Here is a 19,118-nt window from a genome sequence, read left to right on the forward strand (position 1 = left end):
AGTAGGGCTTCAGCCCGATTACTCTTTTGGACTAAAGTCCAACTACGAACCTAGTCTTCTTTTAAATGATATTATTAATTTAGATTAGGGCATCCTTAAATAAAGAATATTAGTATCAAAATTTCTATGCAGCTCAAAGACTTACTAATTAACGGAGAAACAGCACTAGCCTCAGTCAGTAATTTAATCGGCATAGGGATGCTTCCCCAAAAACTAGATGCTACCGGAGTAGAAAATCTCACTGAAAATGAACTAAAAGCATTATTTTCAGGTATTCCCCAAAATTGGGATTTCCAAGAATTAGTAGAAACTGTCTTTGAGAAATCAACTCTTAATCAAACTTTGGCTAATCAATTGGCTAACTATCTTAATCCAGAAGAAACACTATATCAAGTCACCAGAAAAGAAAAAAAACTTTCAGAATCTTCAGATAATAGTTATGATTCTCATTCTCTAACTAGCGATATCTTTGGGTTAAGAGATGAAGTGATTAATGACTATCGCAACTATATAGAAAGTTTTCTGAAAATAAAAGACACACGCTTGAGAGAATTTGTTAAACAAGAATTAGATAAAGGAAAACTATGGAAAAATCCTCTGGTACAACTAAATCCTCCCTATAAACGCACCGCCACAGTAACTCAATTAATTAAATCAGGTACTCTCCATCCAGATTGCCATCGCTATTTCCCTAAATTTCATTTTTACGCCCATCAAGAACAATCTTTTCAATTAGCCCAACAGAATTTACCTTATATAGTAACTACTGGAACAGGGTCTGGAAAAAGTTTAAGTTATGTTGTACCTATCATCAATGATTTACTAAATAATCCCCAATTAAACGGAGTTAGGGCGATACTAGTTTATCCGATGAATGCCTTAATTAACTCTCAAGAAGAAGAATTTAAGAAATTTTTAGCTAATGTTACTAATAGTCATATTAGAGTAGCTAAATACACAGGTCAAGAAAGCTTAAAAGAAAAAACCGAGATACAACACAATCCGCCCCAAATTCTCCTTACTAACTATGTGATGTTGGATATGATGTTAACTCGTATCCATGAAGAAAAACTGGTAGAATCCCCCAACCTTAAATACTTAATCTTAGATGAATTACATACTTATAGAGGTCGTCAAGGTTCAGATGTAGCCTTAGTTATTCGTAAACTCAAACAAAGATGTGGAAAACAACTATTATGTATAGGTACATCAGCGACAATGTCTACAGAGGGCACAAGGGCAAATCGCCAAGAAACTGTAGCAGAAGTAGCCAGTAAACTGTTTGGGCAAGAAATCAAAGCCAATCAAGTTATTGATGAAACCTTAGAAAGAGCTATTTCTCGTGCCTATCCCACCAACTCAGAATTACAAGAATGTCTCAAAACAGGACTCCCCCCTCAACAAGAACAAAGTTTAGAAGTGTTCTTAAATCATCCCCTCAGTGCCTGGATTGAGATGAATTTTGGTTTAGAAGAAGAGGAGGGATATCTCAAACGTAGAACACCTATTTCTCTAGAAGAAGGTGCCCATAAATTAGCAAAATTGACTAAAAATCAACCTCAGTTATGCCTAAATATACTCAAAGAAATGTTATTGTGGAGCAGTAGATTAAATAGTCAAGATAGTAAAGAGAAAAAAACTGTAGCTTTACCTTTTCGTCTCCATCAGTTTATATCTCAAGGGGGAAGTGTATATGCTACCCTGCAATCCCATTCCCAAAGAGAATTGACTCTAGAAGGGCAATATAAAACTACACAGGAGCGCTTATTATATCCCCTAGTTTTTTGTCGGGAATGTGGTCAAGACTATTATATAGTTCGTTACGATGCTGAAAAACATCTAGTTACACCTTTACTGCCTATTACTATTGATGAAGAAGATGACGATGTCACCGAAGGTTATTTAACCCTAGATGAACCTGAACTATGGGATACTGATGATGAAGACCGTTTACCTGAGGGTTGGTTTCGCTTCACCAAAACTAAAGGAAGAGTGGTAAAAAAAGAATTTGCTCAGTTTATCCCCCAGAAATTATATGTTTATCCCAATGGTAAAATCTCCACCAAAGTAGTTAGCAAGGATGCTGCTATTCAACCTGTGTCTTGTTGGTTTATTCCCAAACCCTTTTTAACTTGTCTTAACTGTGGAATTGTTTATGATAAAAAAACTACAGAATATCGCAAACTATCCCGTCTTAGTAGTGAGGGACGTAGTACAGCAACCACCTTACTGTGTTTATCTACAGTTAATCGTCTAAGACTTAATCCCCAAATTAATCCTCAAGCCGCTAAAATACTTAGCTTTACTGATAATCGCCAAGATGCCTCCTTACAATCTGGTCATTTCAATGATTTTGTGCAAACTTCTTATCTCAGGGCTAGTCTCAACAAAGCTATCCAAAAACATGGCTCTTTAATTCATCAACAACTAGCCGCCACTGTAGTTAAAGAAATGAATTTATCTCAAGAGGATTATGCCATCCAACCTGCTTATTTTGGTATTGGGAAAAAACGCAATGAAGAAGCATTTGAGCATTTAATCGAGTATCGTCTCTATGAAGACTTAAAAAGAGGTTGGCGAATTGTTCAACCAAATTTAGAACAGTGCGGTCTATTATCTATTGAATATATCGAATTAGATAAAACTTGTCAAGCTCAAGCCCCCTGGCAAAAATACCCCAATCAAATCTTGTTGGCAGCAACACCAGCACAAAGATATCAAGCATCCCTCGCTGTTTTAGACCAACTGAGAAAAAGATTAGCTATTGATGCTGTTTTACTTGACCCAAATAAAATTAGAGAACTATATCGTCAAGTTAATCAAGCTTTAAATGATAGTTGGAAGTTTGATGAAAATGAATATCTTCCCTCTGCTGTTAAGGCTACCTATGTGAGTAAAGAGAAATCAAAAGCTACCGTTAAACTAACCTCAGGAAGTAAAGTAGGCCGCTATTTACGCTCTAACAAAATTTGGAATTACTCTTTAAAAGAGCAAGAATATCTAGGATTAATTGAGTCTTTAGTCAAAGTGCTTACTGATTGTGGCTATCTCAAAGGTGAAGAGGAAGATTTTCAATTACGAATCGATTCTATGGTATGGAAAGCTCAAAAAGTAAATAAAATTAATTTCGAGCCTACTAGTATGAGAAAGCTTCAGGGAAGTAGTCTTGATAAACAAGATGTAAATAAATTTTTCCAAAATTTCTATGAACAGTATGCCCACAGTATACAAAAAATTGAAGGTAGAGAACATACAGGACAAGTACCAACTGCTCAACGTCAAGACAGGGAAGAAAAATTCCGTCGAGGTGATTTAGCAGCTTTATTTTGTTCCCCTACTATGGAATTAGGTATTGATATCTCTGACTTGAGTGTAGTTCATCTTCGCAATGTTCCCCCTTCTCCTGCAAATTATGCTCAACGCAGTGGAAGGGCAGGGAGGGGAGGTCAAGAAGCTCTTGTAATTACGTATGCTTCTTATGGTAGTGGACACGATCAATATTTTTATCAACGTCAAGCACAAATGGTGGCGGGAGTAGTTGTACCACCGAAATTAGAATTAGCTAATCTAGATTTATTGAAATCTCATCTTTATTCTCTCTGGCTTTCTTATACGGGAGTTGATTTGGGTAATTCGATGAATCAAATACTTGATTTGGAAGACCCAGATTATCCCCTCAAAGATGAGATTAAACAACAAATAAAATTATCTCCAGAAAGACTTAATAAATGTCTTTTTGATGCGAGTAAAATACTGGGTGATGTTTTTTGTCAAAATGACCTGAACAAAACTAATTGGTATAGTGGAGATTGGGCTAGACAGACTCTAGAAAATGCAGACTAGACATTTGACCGAGCTTGCGATCGCTGGCGCAAATTATATCAAGAAGCTATAATCGAGTTAGAAAATGCCCGCCTTATTCTAGAGAATGCCATAAAAGGCTTAGTTAGTGATGAGGAAAAAGCTAGGGCAGAAGAATTAGAAATTGATGCTAAGAGACAGCGATACTTATTAGTAGGGCAAACAAAAAAACGCTCACACAGTGAATTTGAATTTTATCCCTATCGTTACTTTGCTAGTGAAGGATTTTTACCTGGGTTTAATTTTCCCCGACTGCCTATACGTAGTTTTATCCCCGCAGGAGATAGGGGAGAATTTGTATCTCGTCCTCGTATTGTAGCTATTAGAGAATTAGCACCTCGCAATATTATCTATTATGAGGGGAGTAAATTTCAAATTAGTAAAACCCGCATTTCTCCTAAAGGTGTTGAATTTGAAAAAGTTGCCAGTTGTCATAAATGTGGTTATTTTCACTCAGGAGAAAAATTTCATCGCGATACTTGTGAAAACTGTGGTGCCAGACTTAAGGATTATTCACACTATGTATTGACTTTAGACACGATGATTACTCGACGCCGGGAAAGAATTACCTGTGATGAGGAAGAAAGGTTAAAGTATGGTTATAATCTAACTACTCATTTTCGTTACGACACTTATAAGCATAAAAAAGAGGCAGAAGTTATAGCAGCTGATGGCACTAAGCTTTTAAAGATTTGTTACGGTGAGACAGCTAAAATCTATCGCCTCAATCGGGGATTACTTCGTAATCGGGAGACGGGTTTTAAGTTAGATACACGCACGGGAGAATGGGGAGATTCTTTTCACAATGAAAATAATGATTCTATTCAATCTAATGTTACTTTGATGGTTGAGGATACTTGTAATATTTTAGTTGTTGAACCTCAACAAACTGCTCACGAAGAATCTCTTGAGTTTTTAACCAGTTTACAATACGCACTGTTAAGAGCAATCCAAGCTTATTATAAGCTCGAATCTGAAGAATTAGTCTGCGAACTATTAGGAGATGGTAAATATATTCTCTTTTGGGAAGCCACAGAAGGAGGAGTAGGTGTCTTATCTCAGATTCTAGAAAATCCTCAATCTTTTGCTTATTTAGCCCAAGAAGCTCTTGATATTTGTCACTTTATACAAAATAAGCCAACTTGCAGTCAAGCTTGTTATGAGTGTCTTCTCTCCTATCAGAATCAGTTAGCTCATCCTTTATTGAATAGACATTTAATTGAGGATTTTCTCACTCAACTGACTGAAAGTCAATTAAATTCTCTTCTCGAAACCAATCGCTCACTCACTTTTGCACAGCTTCTGCAACAAACAGACCCTCAATCAGCCTATGAAAAAGAGGTTTTAGAAGCGATTTTTGCTCAAGGATTGCCTTTACCAGATCAAACCCAAGTTTATTTCCCTGAAGCTGATTGTAAGCCAGATTTTGTCTATACTCAAGCTAAAATAGCTATCTTTTGTGATGGTAGTATTCATGATCATCCTTCGGTAGCCAAAAAAGATTCCATCAAGCGCGAGGATTTAGAGTGGAATATAGGTTATAAAGTTTTTGTTTTTAAATATCAGGATGATTTACATCAACAAGTTCAACAACTCAAAGACTTATTATAAAAAAAAGATAATGTGGTGAATATGATAAAGATGCAAGATTTGAGTTTAATAAAGCAATAATCTATCCAATGCGATCGCTATTCTTGGAAAAGCTTGGGGAGAAACTGTACCTGCTGTATATTCTGTAATTTAGTCTAAGATCGTAGCCAAGGTCAACCAATTTTTAAGCGCGATCGCATTAATTCTTTAACTCATTACTTCAAAACTCATTAGTCAAATAATTACTTCAAGACTCATTACTCATTACTCATTACTCAACGACAACCAGTAACATTAGGTATAGATGCTTTGGTGTGAGTTAGATGCCAATTATTTTTTATTCTAACTATACTAGGTTCGTAGTTGGACTTTAGTCCTAAAAACTTAAGTAATCCTTTAAGTATTATATAAACAAACAAAAAAACATAGTAAAATTTAATTCACAGAATCATGAAAAATAAAGCGTCAATACTACTGGCACTATCTTCTGCTTTTTTATACATACCTTTCTCTATCAGTACTTATGTACCAAATTACTGGAGTTTAGACTAAACTCCAGTAAATTCCTAGATTAATATGAAGTTTTGTATCAAAAAGTTCTAGTTATCTCAAGATGATGTTATTCTATAAATAGAAGCAAAAGAAAGCTTCTCCTGGCAGAAACAACAGGCAGTTTTAGTAAAAAAAAGAGGTAAGTAAGCTGTTTAAAATACATTCTGTCTCGTCCAAAAAAATAGCAGCAGTCCAGTTAAATACTTACATTTCCTAAAGTAGTAAACAGGGAGCTAAAAAACTAAAGATTAACTTTAGTTCAACTCCAAAAAAGATTAATTAATTAAGGAAGTGTTGAAGTTATCAACTAGTGTACTGCTGCTATTTTGTCTATTTGAATTTATAGAATAAAAGAATAAGTAGGGCTTACTGAATAAATATAAAACAATGAATGGTATATAGGTTTGAGCCTATTTTTTGTCAGAAAAAGTGCAAGATTTTCTTCTGTGTGATGCTAAAAATAGTACATTTTTTCTTTTAAATTACTTTAGTAATAAGTAATATAGCGTTTATGGTTCTACCGAGTGAACTATGCTGAATTTTCAAAAACTGAGACAGGGCAAGAATTTAAGTTTTTGATAGATGTCTTGAGCTGAATTACTTGCCCTGTCTCACTTATATCTATTTAAACCTTGTTTTTAGCATAATTTAGTCTGTAGAACCGATTAAACGCAATTCATTAATAAATTCTTTGCCAGTTACGTTATCTTGTGTACGAGACATTTGAGCGGCTAACGCCACAGCTAATGCACCATATTCCGCTTTGGGGCAGTACCAAGAATACAGCCAATAAGATGATTTTGTAACATTTCATATACCAAGGAAGTGTAAGTTAAAACACAGCAGTTATCGTTTTTAGGGAAGAGGGAATAGACATACTACCATATTACTAGAGTTGAGACTAAATGCTGATTTTTTCAAAAGGGCGATCGCCCTAGGCGTGTACTACATCATGCTTTTAGCTGTTGTATGTACTTGAGTATTGTTGTGCCTCTCTTTCTCTTTCTAATTGTTTTTTCAAAGTTTTACAATTATATAAACCAAATACCAACCAAAACACCATTAACCCTCCCGTTAACAATAATATAGCAATTGGCCCAAACTGCTTAATTAAAGCTGGCGCTGCCGCCGTAAAAAGTCCTCCTCCCACAATCGGTTCAAAAAACAATTGTTTATAGGCAAAACTCTCAAAGGCGCCTGTATGATTATCTGGGTCTACCATTCTAATTAAGAGAATTCCGGTAGCTGTAACTCCCATAGATTGACCCATATCACCGATACCCCGTTCAAACCAGTAAATGGGTAATATTTTTGGTGCTAAATACAAAAAGGCAAAAATATTCCAAACAATCCCTAGGAGAGAAATCAGTAAAAAAGGAATCAAATTATTACCAATAACTGCTAGTTTGATGGAAGCTAAAGCTGTTACCACCACAATATCTAGGGCTACCCCTGCGATTCTTTCTTGTAAACTTCTCACAATCAAGGCATCTAAGTTCAAACTTTTCATCACAATTTGAACTAAAATACCCCCAATTAGCGCCATAGGAAATAGAGGAATAGCACCAGCTATTTCTAAGCCTGTATTCCCCCAGGTTAATCCTTCTATCCAGGCGAGAAGTTGCAAAATAACCCAACCAATAACGATAGCTAAACCAGTAAAACCAAAATTAATAGATAGGGGGTCTACCAGTAAATTACGCATTAAATAAGCTCTTCTCTGTCTTATAGCATGACTTTCTGTTTCTGCCGTTTCTTGAAATTGGGCATCTCCACCAGTGACATGAACAGTTTCTTTAGAAATAATTCCTTTACGGTAGCCCCAATTAGCTAAAGCAGTACCAGCAATTACTCCTGATAGTATACCAACGGTAGCTAAACCTATGGCTAAATCTGGTCCGTCGGTGAAACCCAAGTCTACCAAAGCTTCTGACATTCCTGCTGCGGTGCCATGACCTCCCTCAAAGGCTATTTCTAGTAAACTAGCGGCCATAGGGGGAAGACCAAATACAGGAGTGAGAATCAGCATTGTCAAGAGAATACCCACTACATATTGACCCCAGGCTAAAGTTTGACCAAAGGCCACCTGGGGAGCTGTTTTACGCCAAATATCCCGAGGATGAGGGATAGTTTCCCCTAAAAACATTGCGGCAAAAACAATGTTAATAAATACTCCAGGCGACTGAGACCAAACATTACGTATATTTTCTGAGAAAAGACCTCCCGCTATGTAATCGTCTGGAGATGCACCTGTAGCTACAGCAATCGCTCCTAGTATTCCTGGTCCTAAAATTAGGGCGATCGCTCCTGCTATAATTGATTCTGGTAAGTAAAGATCTTGAAATATTTTTATCTTTGCCTTTAACCATCTGGCTATTAAGATAATTATGCCGACAATTATAAAAGCAAATAGAGTGGTTATCAAGTCAAACATTTTCTGTTTTTTGAATTAACTGTTATATTCTTTTAAACTATTTTCTTAATCAATACGGTATGTTTAGCTACGCAAAATTATCTACATTATTCTTCTCTAGACGGTAATTCAAGTTTCATGAATACTGCGATACAAAGCCTTAGCTAAAGCGGCAATATCGGTATTATCTGGACCATTGAGCTGATTTTTATTAATTTTTCTCAAAATTTTATTAATAGGTAAACCACTATTTTCACTAATCAAGTGAGGGAAATCTTCCCTCATCACCATCACTCTACCGCGACCATTAACTGCTAAAGTATGAGGATTAAACCAGCGCACAGTATTATTATCTATCTCATGAATAGCTAATAACCACCGCAGATAATCCTCACACCAACTACTAATAACCCTAACTTTGGCATTCTCTGGATGATTTTTATCTCTCAATTCTTTTAACTGAGGTGTTTTAAAAAAGCGATTTACCCAGGCAATTTCCCTGGGATTGCGTTTAGCGTATTCTAACTCTGGTACTATTGTCGATAACCAAGCAAAGGCAAATCGAGTTGTATTAATCAACTTGTTTTTTACTTCGTTACGTTCTTGAGAATTGGGCAAATCATCCCAAGTAATTACATTACTATACTTGCGACTCAAATCAACAAAAGTAATCCGTTCAGGTTTAGATTGAAAAATAAAATCTCGTAAAGCTAAACCTCCGAGTAACTCCAAAAAATGGGGAGGATTGCGCTGGTCGTTGCCTCCAGTACTTTCAGAGACTACCATAGTATAATTAGGCAATCCCAAAGTATAGAGAAAGTCAAATTTCAACTCCTCCGCTTTTTCTCGGTAATAACGCAAAGCTGCTTCTGTCTTCAGTAAAAACTCCTCAGGACGTGCATAAACTTCTCCAACCTCTGGTGGTCTAAACTTAAAATAGGGTAACATGAGTAAACCTCCCAGTTTAACTCGATGCAGTACCGGAGTTAAATCATTAACTAATAAACGTCCTATAGTAGGAAAACCAGCAGCGCCAGTGCCACCAAAAATTGACCCACATAAGAAAACTTGAGGAGATTCTTCAGAATTAGCTTCTCTTTGGATTTGACTAATTAATTCTTGCCAAATTTGCGGACTTTTGGATTTTTGAGCGATTTGAGCGATAATTGCGGCACCTATTACTGGTCTACCTCTAAATCCTTCTTCTAAATTAAGATTTTGTTCAGTTTCTGTATAGAGAACATTTACTAACTGACGAATAGGTGCATCTTTATTATAATTACCAATCTCTAATTGTTCTTTGAGAGTTTTACCATTTTTACTTAAGGGAGATAATATTCCTTCTTGAAACTTCTCAATACCCGATTGCATCCACCAAAATAATTCTTCATTGATACCCCCTCTAAGTATCTCCTGAGAGTTTTGATAGTTGTTAAGACTGTTAGAGTAAGCGGCCACAATATTGCCATTACCTGTATCAGGGTCTACAATCAATAAATGTAAGTTTTCTACTCGCTCATTTTTGGCATACATTCCTGCGGCAGCTAAGTGAATCACTGCCTGTATAAATTTAGCACCTGTGCCTCCAATAGCAATAATATAAGTTGACATTTTTGTTAAAAATTAATCCTAATGCTAATCTTTTTTATCTTAAACGTAACCAATTAGCGGCGAAAACGGCGGCAATCATCTCTTCAGGTGTGCTTAAAACTGTAGATAACCAGTATACAACCAGGAGGTTTAACAGCAAAAATAAGAACATCCACGGCAATGCCGAAGCGCTTACCCCTCCATATAATAACACTGCTACCACTAAACTCAGTACGGGTGGTATTGATAAACTTATCCACATCACTCTTGCTGCTTTCATTTCTTTGATGGGTGCAAAATTCACACTCCAACGAGAGGAGATGACATACCAAGTTATAGCACAAATTGTCGATACAATTAACACAACTAAAGCTGCCGGAGTAAAATAATCATTGGTATATGCTTGTCTAGAGATAGTCGCTATTTGAATTAAACCCCAAGCGCCAGTAGAAAATAACCATCTTTGCCCTACAAACAACATAAAACCAGCTAATATAGTTAATATACCTAAAATCATTATTTTATTCCTAAGAGTTAATACAGCTAAAATTTTAGCTCAATTTCTCATGTAAATCAGATGCCAAGATATTTTTATTTTCTATTTATTCCCCTTTGTTTAATTTTAAGTGCTTGTTCTCAAAAAGTTACCTGGGAATGTAATCTTCCTCCTCAACAAACTAATTTAGACGATTCACCTACAACAACTAAGGTGACTCCAGAAGTTTATCTAGATAGTACTATTTCTATGGAAGGATTTGTAACTATTAAAGATAGTAATTATATTCAAGTTTTACAATCTTTAGACGAAGTAATTGCCTCTCTTAGTGATAGTCAACCTCAATATTATCGTTTGGGCACCACTGCTCAAATTTTACCTGATGACAATTCTATTCTGGCAACTAAAAGAAATTTTTATCAACAACAACAGCAAGATGCTTTATTAGAAGTCGCTCTCAATACTAATCCCCCCCAATCAGATAAATTAATTATCTTAGTTACTGATTTACTGAGGGCTAATTCAGATAATACTACCCTAATTGATGCTTTTAAAATCTATATCGAACAAGGTTATAGTATAGGTGTTCTAGGAATACGTAGCCAATTTGATGGTAAAATATATGACGGTTTACTCAAAAACAAAGGTACTAGCAACACTATTAATTTTAATAGTAGGTTAGTTGCAGATCCAGAAGAATATAGACCATTTTATCTGATTTTTATTGGTAATTATCAAACAATAGTTGATTATTTTGAAGAACTAGAAAAAAGAAATAGTAGCTTAATTAGTTCAGAGAATCTCTTAATTGTTAGTCAAGAGATAATCCAAGAGATGGCTAAATTTAATATCACTGAAGAATATAAGGAATTATCACCGGGATTTACTAGGGTTTCAGAAATTTATAATCGAGATATCAATTTAATAGTTACTAATAAAACCCTAGTAGATTTTTTACAAATAGGAAATAATCAAAGTCCTTCTGAATATCAATATAATTTTTTAGAATATGTAACCCTGCCCTATAGTTTAGCAGTTAAACCAGAATTGCAAGTAACTTCCTGTAAGAATGAAAATGATACAGGTTTTACTAATTGTCAAACTCAAAAAAATGAATCTCATTTTTTGCGATTCAAGCTATTATTAGGCCAAGAAAATTTTATGAGTTTATTAGTAACAACTAAAGAAACAAATATAAATAATGACATAGAAGTTGTGAATGTAGATGTGATTCCCAGTCAAATAATACTACCAGAATGGGTAGATGAGTGGAGTTATAATGAAACAGCTAGAAATGAATCAGATATATATCTAGGTGCAAGAACATATAAATTAAAAAACTTTCTACAAAACTTAGTTACTATTGTGACCGCGCAAGCACCAGATTTACAATCCGAGAAACAAGTTACTCAATCAGGTAAAACCGAAGAAACTAATTTAATCGGTAGATTTTGTTTTGTTGTACATCAACAATAACTCAGACCAAAGCATCTTTATCACTCATTTACTTGTGGATGAATCTTGAAGTAATGAGTAAGGAGTAATGAGTTTTGAAGTAAGAAGACTTCAAGACTTCAAGACTTGAAGTCTTGAAGGCTTGAAGCTGACGGGGTGACAGGGTGGCTAAAAAGCTTGTTGAGATTGAGGTTTGTTTATCGCGCACTCGCCAACGGAGCGAGATCTTGCACGAGATCGCCAAAAAAATTAGTTTATTAATCAAACAGTTAAAGAGTTGATATCAGGAACTATAGCATCAGAAAAAACATTGTTGAAGATACCTGAATTAGTTCTACCTAAATTATTCCTACTATCATCATTAACAATTGTACCAGTGACACTGTCTCTACGAGTATCAATCTCATAGCCATTGCCCCTGATTATTTCTAACTCTACAGTTTCATTACTCTCAAATACACTATCAGCGCTGGGACTAACAGTAACTTGGGCGGTACTAGAGCGGGGCCGGAATACTACACTACCGCGATTGGAATTAAACTGATTAGCCCCATTAACAATATAATCTTCTTCAAATCTAGCACTGCCACCTACTTGGAAATTAGTAATTAGGCGATCGCTCAAATCCCCAGTACGAGTAAAGGTATATACAATATTGCGACTACCATCTTCATTAACTCTACTAGGAGAAACCCTCAAACCAATTAAAGCATCATCGTTAGTAATAATACTTTGGGCACGATTATTGCGTCCCACTAGATAATTACTACCATTTATTACCTGTAATTCTATAGTCTCATTACTTTCTACATCTGTATCTCTATTAGGATTGATGGTTACTTGTGCAGTACGTGCTCCGGGACGAAATGTTACATTACCCCGATTTGTATTGAATTGACTTGCACCAAATGCGCGGTAGTCTTGATTAAGAGTTGCATTACCACTTACGCGAAAATTGACCACCTGGCGATCGCTCAAATCCCCAGTACGAGTAAAAGTATATACAATATTGCGACTACCATCTTCAGTAACACTATTAGGAGAAACACGAATATTAATTTCGGTATCATCATTAGTAATCGTGCTTCGTACTCGACTATTACCCCTAACTTGGTAATTATTGCTATTAATTAACTGTATTTCAACTGTTTCGTTGTTTTCTACTAATGTATCACGCTTAGGATTAATAATTAATTCTGCTGTGCGAGAACGTGGTCTAAATTCAATACTACCACGATTACGACTAAAACTACTAGCCCGAGATACACGATAATCTTGATTGAAAGAAGCACTCCCACTTACACGAAAGTTAACACGTAAACTATTACTAATTTCACCAATACGAGTGAAAGTATATACCAAATTCTGATTTCCATCTTCAGTAACACTATTGGGAGACACACTTAGACGAATTTCACTATCATCATTAGTGATAATTCCTGCTGCCGTACTTTGTCGAGTATTAATGTTATAGTTGCTTCCTATTGGTCGTAATTCTATATTAATGCTTTCATCGTTCTCAATATTCCTATCACGGTTAGGATTGATAGTGAGTTGTGCAGTAGATGCTCTCGGTCTAAATTCGATACTACCACGATTATTATTAAAATCCTTAGTACCAATCACTCGATAATCTTGATTGAAACGAGCTTCACCATCAACATTAAAATCAACAGTCAAAGGTTGTTGTAAGTCTCCACCACGTCGAGTGAAAGTATATACGAGATTAGGACTCCCATCTTCAGCTACACTGCTTGGGGAAACTTGTACACTTACTACTGGTGGAGGAACATCGCTATCTAGGATAGTACTAACTGCTCTTCTATTGCTCCCTAGTAGATAGTTATCATCGTCTCGAACTAAGTCAATTTGTACAGTTTCAGTATTTTCTACTAAATCATCTTCAGTAGGATTAACTATCAAAGTAGCCGTGTTATTACCATCAGCAAAGCGAAGTGTACCCTGATTATTATCAAGGTTACTAGCGCCACTGAGACGATAGTCATCGTTAAGACTGGCACTTCCTCCCACCCTGAAGTTAACAAGTAGTTCTCCTTCTGTTTGATTCCGGCTAAAAGTATAAATTAAGTTGCGATTGTCATCTTCTGTAACGCTATTGGGAGAGACACTTAGACTTAGTTAAAGCTTGCCCAAATATTGTTGAGTTTTAGCTACGATAGCAGCTTGGAGGCGATCGCGCAAATTCAAACGATTAAGAATCCGTGTGATATGATTTTTCACAGTCTTCTCAGCAATATACAATTCTTCAGCAATTTCTTGATTATTCATACCTTGGGCAATTAAACCGAGAATGTCTTTTTCCCGAGGCGTAAGTTGTTCCCAACCTGGTGGCGGTGGTGTAGAATCTGCCTCTGGCTTAACTAGGCGTGGCATTAAACCTGGTGCTAGTTGTGTATAACCTTTAGCTGCGGCATGAATTGCTTGTACCAAGTCATCGGGAGGTGTATCTTTGAGTAAATAGCCTAACGCGCCATATTGTAAAGACTTAACTATATACTCATCATCATCAAAAGTTGTCAATACTAAAATCTTTACTTCAGGAAACTTTTCTGTAATAGCTTTTGTTGCTGCTACTCCGTCCATAATTGGCATTCGCACATCCATTAGCACTACATCTACAGACAAAGTAGTAATTTGGGCGATCGCCTCTTGGCCATTGCTTGCTTCTCCCACTATTTCCAGGCTTGGTTCTATTTGTAACAAAGCCTTTAAACCGCGTCTGACTAGTTTTTGATCATCTACTAAAAGAACACGAATCATTGTTCAAAATTTACTATGATTTTACACCCTTGACCTGGCGCGGTAATAATTACTACATTACCATCTAAATAGTCTACCCTTTCGTATATTCCCTGTAAACCAAAGCCTGTTGTATTTTCCTCTAACACAAATCCTCTCCCATTATCTTCGATCAACAATTTTACTTGAGATTCACTGATTATCTCTACCTTAACTTCTGTAGCTTCTGCATGTTTACATATATTAGTTAAAGCTTCTTGTAAAATTCTATATAATACAGTTTTTCTTTCCTTAGAAATCTCTGTAACTATCTCAATATGACTGTATAGTTTAATTCCCGTGGAACGTTGAAAATCTTTTAACAACATTTTAACTAAAGTTTCTAAAGACTTTTCACTAACTGGATCTGAACGCAGTATCGATACTGATTGACGAACATCGGCTAAAGCTTTGCTTGCTAATTGTTTGGCCTCTTCTAATAATATTCTTGCCTCTGTGGGATCACTGTTTTGTAATCTCAAAGCCGCCTCAATATGAAGGTTAAAAGTAACAAGAGAATGACCAAGAGAGTCATGAATTTCTCGTGCCACTCGATTTCTTTCTTTTAAAGTAGCTAAATCTTCCGCTTTAAGAACATATCTGCGCAGCTTTTTGTTAATGATAGCTAATTTCGCTAAACTTTTACGTTCAGCCAAAATAGCACTAATAGATAGATGGACAAATAACAAGAGTAATCCAAAAACAAGAGCAATAGTAATATTTGTAGAAGTAATTTTCTCAGGAATCAAAACTCTTTGGGCAAAAATACCTGGATTAAAACGAAGCTTTTCATTAAGGACAGTAACACGATAAGTTTGGCTGATGATAAATAAACCATAATTTATACTCATGATCATCAAACGCCATTTTCCCTGAAAAATTAAACAATTACGAGTAGCAATGGTTATATACAGAAGGGGAAATAAACGAATTCCTCCCCAAATGCTGGCAACAAGAACCAGGGAAAATTCGGCGATGGTATATACAATTTTGTATTTTATTTTTCCTTGGGGCAAAGCAAAACCCAACAAAGTAAATGCTAAAAAACATAGCCAATTTACTATAGGTAAACTAGGAATCCAGACAATGGACAGTCTTATGGCTTCACTGCAAAAAATACATAGTAATAAGCTCCATTCCAAGTATAACAAGATAGGTAGCGGGTGATTACGAGGAGTAAGATAATTCATCAAAAAATGTTTTGGTGGATACCCCCACTTCGCGTAGCAAGTGGGGGAGGAAACAAAAACCAATATTAATTGGCAACGCTGAAATTGTCTCCTCGTTTACAAATTAATCCTGTTGAGCGTTGCAACAACCTTACTTTGGCCGCGGTAAACTGCGCTAGTCTGCGCCACTCAAAGTTGCTGACCGAAATTTGTTTGGCAGTATCGCCAGAACACCAACCTCGATAGGTATAGCAATGAGCGTTGTAGTGTTAACAATATTTAGATAAATGATCCCCCCAACCCCCCTTAACAAGGGGGGCTTTTCATAATAACTGTAAACATCTATTTGCTCATTGCTATAATACCAGCTTTCTCTGCTTCGACATAATCACCTTTACGGATTCCATGACGAGTAGTAGTACCTCCATCTAAGACTCAATGCGCTATTCAAGGGTTATGGTGGGCTGAATCCCACACTCCCCTACCTCGTCCCTAAAGGCAGGTAGGGGTTCTTGAATTCAAGATAACTAGCCAAGACTTATACTACTTTAATTATACATAAACAATATTAGCAATAATAGGGACAAAAGTCCTAATTATTGCTTTCTAAATAGAGACTTTTGCCTCAAGACAATGACATTGCTATTGGGATATTCTGAAATTGTCAACTACACTTATGGATTGATGAAAAATATGTTGTCAACTAGAGATTCTCGTAGTTCTAGATTTCTATCAGATGAACAATCAGACAGCCTTACTGACCGTAGAGAAACTATCGAAGCCAGAAAAGACTCTCTTTCTGAGGAACAAAAAGAACAACTCGCTGAACGTAGAGAGACAATTAAAGCCAGAATAGAAGCAAGAGATTTTGACATCGACTCTCTTTCTGATGAACAAAAAGAACAATTAGCTGAACGTAGAGAGACAATTAAAGCCAGAATAGAAGCAAGAGATTTTGACATCGACTCTCTTTCTGATGAACAAAAAGAAAAACTAGCTGAACGTAGAGAGACAATTCAAGCCAGAATAGAAGCAAGAGATTTTGACATCGACTCTCTTTCTGATGTACAAAAAGAAAAACTAGCTGAACGTAGAGAGACAATTCAAGCCAGAATAGAAGCAAGAGATTTTGACATCGATTCTCTTTCTGATGAACAAAAAGAACAATTAGCTGAACGTAGAGAGACAATTAAAGCCAGAATAGAAGCAAGAGATTTTGACATCGACTCTCTTTCTGATGTACAAAAAGAACAACTAGCTGAAGCTAGAGAGACAATTAAAGCCATAATAGAAGCAAGAGATTTTGACATCGACTCTCTTTCTGATGAACAAAAAGAACAATTAGCTGAACGTAGAGAGACAATTAAAGCCAGAATAGAAGCAAGAGATTTTGACACCGACTCTCTTTCTGATCAACAAAAAGAAAAGTTAGCTGAAGTCAGAGATAAAATTAAAGCCAGAATAGAAGCAAGAGATTTTGACATCGACTCTCTTTCTGATGAACAAAAAGAACAATTAGCTGAACGTAGAGAGACAATTAAAGCCAAAATAGAAGCAGCAGATTTTGACTCTCTTTCTGATGAACAAAAAGAAAAACTAACTGAACGTAGAGAGAGAATTCAAGCCAGAATAGATGAATTTATTTCAGATGAACAAAAAGAAAATTTGACTGAACTTAGAGAAATAATTGAAGCTGGCGTGGACAATCCTCCCACCAAAGAAGACATGAAAGCCACATTAGAAAAGCTTCAAAATATCATTAGTGATAGAACAATTACCGATGAAGAAAAACAAGAAATTGTTACAGGAATTCAAGAAAAAATAACCAACCTAGGAATAACAGCATCAGAAGCTTATGCTATTATCCTAGCAGCACAAGAAGTTATTGCTGATTCTCGTTTACCCCAAACTGCTGAGACTTATGAAGGAACTACAGAAAATGATATTCTTTTAGGTTTTGGCGGTGATGATATCCTTGTGGGTACCTCTGAAAATGGACAAGGAGAGATAGATGTTTTAATAGGGGGTGCTGGTAGTGACCAATTTATTCTGGGAACAGAATCTACTGTATTTTATAACGACGGTTTATCCCGCACCGAAGGAATTAATGATTTTGCCCTAATTGTTGACTTCAATATTGCTGAAGATTCAGTACAACTCAATGGAAGTGCTGATGATTATAGTTTAGGAGCAATTCCAGACAGTTTGCAAAACATACTTCCTAATGTTGAAGGAACTGCTCTATATTACCAAGATGGTGCAGAAACAAATTCTGAGCTGGTTGGGGTTTTCTACGGTGCAGAAGTCAGTACCTTACAACAAAGTGCTAACTTTGTTTAAAAAATAGTTCACATTTATTAACCCAAAAATTACAATACTAGACGAATTGATTCTTTTATTCCAAATCCGGTTGACAAAACCCCTTTATCTTTTTACTTATGGGAAACGCTAAAAGCTTGTCTCTCCCTGCTCCGGTCTCCCTGCTCCCTGCTTTTTTATCAGAGATATTTAATAACCGGATTTAGTATTATTCCTCCTCATAGAGAGGAGGATTCTCAAATTTACGCTTGAAAAAGACTAAGAAAACTATGGAATCTAGCGATTATCCTTTTTTTCAAATATTTTTTAATAACCTGGAAAAATTAACAGCAAATTTAGGTTTAGATGTTCCAAAAATTATTGACTTAGATGCTTTGATTAATTTACCAGAAGGAACTTTTGGTCATAATTTAGTTAATTTTTACCTTCGCAACAATCTTCAGCCTTTTGATTCTGGACCTCGACGTAAACAACTACACGATAGTATTCATGTTTTAACAGGATATGAAACAGATCCTCTCTCAGAAGCAGAAGTACAAGCTTTTCTGTGGGGATGTGACTATCGCCCCTTTCATTTAATTGTGAGTGTGGGAATAGTTAGTGCTATCTCCTCTCGCCAGCTTTATCCAAGTTCAGTTGTGGGCGATCGCCTTTGGAAGGCTTACAAAAGAGGACAAAATTCCAATTTTCATTTTGATTATTGGCAACCAGAAACTCAATGGCATCTCCCACTCAAGGAAATTCAAAAGCGATATAGTATTTACTCAGATCTTGCATCTTTACCCAAAGTTACTTGTGGATGAATCTTGAAGTAATGAGTAATGAGTAATGAGTTTTGAAGTAATGAGTTTTGAAGTAATGAGTTTTGAAGTAA

11 protein-coding genes are annotated in these 19,118 nt (G+C 36.0%); 5 read left to right on the forward strand and 6 right to left on the reverse strand.

Annotated features, from left to right (window positions below; all coding sequences use genetic code 11):
- The first annotated feature begins 126 nt into the window (after nucleotides 1–126).
- Both MW688_RS09920 and MW688_RS09925 read left to right on the forward strand, forming a co-directional pair.
- A complete protein-coding gene (locus MW688_RS09920) occupies nucleotides 127–3,843 on the forward strand; it encodes a DEAD/DEAH box helicase (RefSeq protein WP_486735813.1) in 3,717 nt (1,238 codons plus the stop codon).
- A 543-nt stretch (nucleotides 3,844–4,386) separates the two neighbouring features.
- On the forward strand, nucleotides 4,387–5,472 hold the full coding sequence (locus MW688_RS09925) for a Zn-binding domain-containing protein (RefSeq protein WP_486735814.1): 1,086 nt from the start codon (nucleotides 4,387–4,389) through the stop codon (nucleotides 5,470–5,472).
- Nucleotides 5,473–6,961: 1,489 nt separating this feature from the next.
- Here MW688_RS09925 and MW688_RS09930 read toward each other — a convergent pair.
- The 3 genes from MW688_RS09930 to MW688_RS09940 all read right to left on the reverse strand — a co-directional run bounded on the left by MW688_RS09930 (nucleotide 6,962) and on the right by MW688_RS09940 (nucleotide 10,523).
- On the reverse strand, nucleotides 6,962–8,437 hold the full coding sequence (locus tag MW688_RS09930; protein ID WP_486735815.1) for a sodium/glutamate symporter: 1,476 nt from the start codon (nucleotides 8,435–8,437) through the stop codon (nucleotides 6,962–6,964).
- Between the two features lie 108 nt (nucleotides 8,438–8,545).
- The gene (locus tag MW688_RS09935) at nucleotides 8,546–10,027 is read right to left on the reverse strand and encodes a hypothetical protein (protein ID WP_486735816.1); all 1,482 of its coding nucleotides are present in this window, start codon (nucleotides 10,025–10,027) and stop codon (nucleotides 8,546–8,548) included.
- 34 nt (nucleotides 10,028–10,061) lie between these two features.
- On the reverse strand, nucleotides 10,062–10,523 hold the full coding sequence (locus tag MW688_RS09940; protein ID WP_486735817.1) for a hypothetical protein: 462 nt from the start codon (nucleotides 10,521–10,523) through the stop codon (nucleotides 10,062–10,064).
- 60 nt (nucleotides 10,524–10,583) lie between these two features.
- On the opposite strand from MW688_RS09940, the gene MW688_RS09945 reads away from it, so the two are divergent.
- Nucleotides 10,584–11,978 carry a hypothetical protein gene (locus tag MW688_RS09945; RefSeq protein WP_486735818.1) on the forward strand — a complete coding sequence of 465 codons (1,395 nt, stop codon included), beginning with the start codon at nucleotides 10,584–10,586 and terminating at the stop codon, nucleotides 11,976–11,978.
- Nucleotides 11,979–12,218: 240 nt separating this feature from the next.
- On the opposite strand, the gene MW688_RS09950 is transcribed toward MW688_RS09945, so the two are convergent.
- From MW688_RS09950 to MW688_RS09960, 3 genes are read right to left on the reverse strand one after another with little or no spacing between them, the layout of a single operon-like run.
- Nucleotides 12,219–14,042 carry a Calx-beta domain-containing protein gene (locus MW688_RS09950; protein ID WP_486735823.1) on the reverse strand — a complete coding sequence of 608 codons (1,824 nt, stop codon included), beginning with the start codon at nucleotides 14,040–14,042 and terminating at the stop codon, nucleotides 12,219–12,221.
- A gap of 54 nt (nucleotides 14,043–14,096) precedes the next feature.
- Nucleotides 14,097–14,738, reverse strand: coding sequence for a response regulator (locus tag MW688_RS09955; RefSeq protein ID WP_486735819.1), 642 nt, complete (start codon nucleotides 14,736–14,738; stop codon nucleotides 14,097–14,099).
- Complete coding sequence (locus MW688_RS09960; protein WP_486735820.1) at nucleotides 14,735–15,946, reverse strand: sensor histidine kinase; 1,212 nt, start codon at nucleotides 15,944–15,946, stop codon at nucleotides 14,735–14,737. Before MW688_RS09960 ends, MW688_RS09955 begins: the two co-directional genes overlap by 4 nt.
- A 672-nt stretch (nucleotides 15,947–16,618) precedes the next feature.
- On the opposite strand from MW688_RS09960, the gene MW688_RS09965 reads away from it, so the two are divergent.
- Both MW688_RS09965 and MW688_RS09970 read left to right on the forward strand, forming a co-directional pair.
- A complete protein-coding gene (locus tag MW688_RS09965) occupies nucleotides 16,619–18,265 on the forward strand; it encodes a calcium-binding protein (protein ID WP_486735821.1) in 1,647 nt (548 codons plus the stop codon).
- 248 nt (nucleotides 18,266–18,513) lie between these two features.
- Nucleotides 18,514–19,047 (forward strand): Coq4 family protein, encoded by a 534-nt coding sequence (locus MW688_RS09970; protein WP_486735822.1) that lies wholly within the window; start codon nucleotides 18,514–18,516, stop codon nucleotides 19,045–19,047.
- Nucleotides 19,048–19,118: the final 71 nt, after the last annotated feature.

This window comes from Johannesbaptistia floridana, from assembly GCF_057440575.1.